Below are 3156 nucleotides of genomic sequence, written 5' to 3' on the forward strand. Positions count from 1 at the left end.
ATCATCACCGCCTGAGGCGAGGTCCGACAGCGAGTTCTAAAACACGGCCTAGCCGCCGACGGTGGGGCCGCACGTAGGTACCGTCCGCGAGGTAGTGCGCCCGCACCCCCTTGGTCAGCACCACGTCCGGCGGGAGCGGAGGACGAGGTGCCGCCCGGGGCGACGGAATCGTATGAGCTCGTGCCGGTAGCAGCGTGACGCTGGCGAGACTGCGGAGGCTTGCTGACGTGAGCCCCACTGGCTCTCGGCCAGTGGGGCCCTATCTCCAGGTCGGGAGTGCTCGGTTCCGCCAAGGATGAGGCGCTCGGAGGGGCCGAAGCCCGCGTTACTCGTTGTCGATGATGATCGACTCGTTGTCGTGGTGGTCGAGGTCATGGTCGAGGTCATGGTGGGGGAAGTGGTTAAAGTCTTCGTCCTCCTCGATGACTGTCGTGTCGTCCGTCTTGAGGTTGAGCTCCTTCTTCTCGGCAACGATCGTGTTGTCGGCGCCGTCCTGGATGAAGACCTGCTTGGGGGGTGGGGTGTCTGCCTGGGCCGGCGTAGCAATGCCGCCCATGAGTGCTGCCGCGAAGAACATCGTGCTGCCTGCAATGCGCGTCCTACGGGGAAGGTTCACGTATGCCCTAACGACGACAGGGGACGCTGGGCACTCAAGGTTCGGTGACACGCGCTCAAGGTTCGATGACACAGGACAGCGGCACGGAGACCTACCTGTGACTGAGCGCCTGAGTTGGCGGCGTTCACCAACTCAGGCGCTCACCTCGATGCCGAGCTGGTCGAGTCGGCGGTGCGGCGCCGGGTCTCCGTAAGATGGATGTTGATGTAGCGGACGAGAGTCAGCGGGTCCTGGGGGTTGTCGGCCTCGAAGGTGATGCGGCGTAGGAGGCTGACTCCGTCGAGTGCGATGCCCTCGCGGGCGAGGATGAAGACGAGGGTGAGGAAGGCGGAACGGGCGTTGCCGTCGTCGAAGGGATGGAAGAAGCAGATGTCGAGATAGGCGCGGGCGGCGCGGGCGGTCAGGCCGAGAGGTCGGCCGGTGTCGGATGCGCTCTCGGCCAGGCACGTGTCGAAGCGGGCACGGGTGTCCGGTCCGATGCCGTAGCGCTCCCGGCTTCCCTTGGCGAAGGCCGGCGAGTTGCGGAACGGTGGCGGCTGCGGGGTGCCCAGGATGTGCTGCTGCCAGCTTCTGAGCAGTGCGAAGTCGAGCCGCGCTCCGCGTGCCGCGTCGGCTCGGAGCAGTTCTAGGGCGCTGAGCAGGCCTTCGGCTCGGGCAGGGTCGATGGCGCCGTCGAAGGCCCGGATGTCCTCCGCCGCGCCGTCGCGAAGGGGCACCATCGGTCCGTCCGTACCGCTGTCCGGGATCTCGTGCCACGGCCGCGATTCGCGTACCGCGAGCCAACGCTGCAAGTGGTCTTGAGTCGGCACGTCTGCGCGGGTACGGCCGTCGGCCGGCCGCAGAGACAGCGCAAGCTGCTCCGCGACGTCATCGACCACCACCGTGTCAGGACCGGTCCAGCTGTGGAACCGTCCACCGATCGCCTCGTCGACCAAGCCCCGGGCCACGTCGGGCGCGACTCCCCAGCGATTGAGGAACCAGGTGAGCACTTGGCGGCAGTGGCCATGCCAGCCGCTGCCGCACCCGGTGCGGTCGACGACCTGCAAGATCAGGTTCCTCGCCGCGCGCTCCCACAAGATCCGCTGGTCCTCGATGTCGGTCAGGTCCAGGGGGTACGCCTCGAACCAGCCGGCGAGGTACTCCAGCCACTCGCGCCACTCCCGCAGAGCCGCCTCGACACGGGCCAATGTCTCTTCCGGCGTCGAGATCGAGTCACGCGGACAGCACCAGTTCCCTATCGGTCCACCGTCGAAATCACCCTCGTCGTGCGACCAGCGCCACCCGACGGTCCACCGGCCGTAGTGCTGGACGAGGGCGTACGACATGGCGTCGGCCCAGGACTCGGCCTCGCCACGACTCCAGGTGCCCATCGCGGGGTCCCCGAAAGGGACGTCCGGGCGGACAGACACACACCAGGCCGGGCCAAGCGAGCCCACCATCTGCGCTACGGACGCGCCATCGAAGGCGTGACGGGCGGGGTCCACGTCGTCCCAGGTCAGGGAGCGGGGAGTCAACTCGACGATCACCGCGCAAGCCTGCCAGGCTCGCCCGGCGCCCCAAAGTGGTTTTCCCCGCTCATGAGGGCGACGGCCCCCTGTCGCCACCTACGACGCACAGCCCCACCAACTCACGCGCTCATCAGCCAACTGCGATGCTCAGTCACACTTACCACTGACTGCGGCGTGTCCTCGCTGAAGAAATCGAACACGTGATGGAGTTGAGGGATCCCCGCACTCAGGAGCAGCGCCATGACCTCCCCCGCCCCCACCGCCAGACCGCAGGTCGCCACCTGGTCGCCTTCGCAGACCGGAGCCTGTGCGTCCTGCCACGCTTCGTGTGCAAGGTACGGCGCCCCTAATGCGAACCCGCTGTGCGAGGCGTGCAGGGCCGCGCGGCGGGCGCAGTACGGGAGCTGACTGTGTCCGTCCTGCCGCCCGACCCGCCCCGGCTGCGGACGCTGGTCACTTACTTGCGCGGCGAACTCGTCCGGGCCGAAGCGGCGCTTGCCGTCGCCGAGGAACGCGAGGCCCTCGAAGCGTCCAGACGGCCCCCGAAGGAGCCTCCCGCGTGGCTGGGCGAGCGCGGGATCGGAGCCGGTCGGCCCCCGGCCCGCCTGCACACCGGGGACTGCTGGGACACCGGCAACCGCTGCGCCCCCGCCGCCGCAGAGCAGATACGGCGGCTGCTTGCCGAAGGCGTGCCCGCGTGCATCCACTGCCGACCGGACACCGCCTTGGGCGTGCTGGAGTGACCTGGTACCGGCAGGGTGGAGGGATGAGCCCAGGCCTGCGCGTGGTCGTCTACCCGCCCGACAGCCAAGGCGGGCGCGCCGCGTCCGCTGCGACGGCGAAATTCTCGGCCGCGCCCTCGGCCCCGGTGACCTCCTCGAGTTCCTGCGGCGGGCCGGCCTGGACCCCGACGTCGTCCGCCTGGACGACCCTGCTGATCGAGTGGCGCGGCGGCGGGCCGGCCGTCTGGAGCCCGGATCCCGGCGAGGAGTGAGCGCAGCAGTGCGGGCCGCCACCCGGTCAGGGTGGCGG

Annotated in this window: 4 protein-coding genes; 2 read left to right on the top strand and 2 right to left on the bottom strand. The window is 69.1% G+C overall.

Features of this window, described 5'->3' with window-relative positions:
• Window positions 1–325: 325 nt before the first annotated feature.
• A complete protein-coding gene (locus ACFWBF_RS37140) occupies window positions 326–577 on the bottom strand; it encodes a hypothetical protein (RefSeq protein ID WP_385609248.1) in 252 nt (83 codons plus the stop codon).
• A 179-nt stretch (window positions 578–756) separates the two neighbouring features.
• Window positions 757–1986 (bottom strand): cell filamentation protein Fic, encoded by a 1230-nt coding sequence (locus ACFWBF_RS37145; protein WP_385609249.1) that lies wholly within the window; start codon window positions 1984–1986, stop codon window positions 757–759.
• Window positions 1987–2534: 548 nt separating this feature from the next.
• On the opposite strand from ACFWBF_RS37145, the gene ACFWBF_RS37150 reads away from it, so the two are divergent.
• Together ACFWBF_RS37150 and ACFWBF_RS37155 are read left to right on the top strand one after the other, a co-directional pair.
• On the top strand, window positions 2535–2867 hold the full coding sequence (locus ACFWBF_RS37150) for a DUF6233 domain-containing protein (protein WP_385609250.1): 333 nt from the start codon (window positions 2535–2537) through the stop codon (window positions 2865–2867).
• A 23-nt stretch (window positions 2868–2890) separates the two neighbouring features.
• Window positions 2891–3118 (top strand): hypothetical protein, encoded by a 228-nt coding sequence (locus ACFWBF_RS37155; protein ID WP_385609251.1) that lies wholly within the window; start codon window positions 2891–2893, stop codon window positions 3116–3118.
• Window positions 3119–3156 lie beyond the last annotated feature (38 nt).

The sequence above is a fragment of the Streptomyces sp. NPDC060028 genome (assembly GCF_042736725.1).
Lineage (GTDB): Bacteria > Actinomycetota > Actinomycetes > Streptomycetales > Streptomycetaceae > Streptomyces.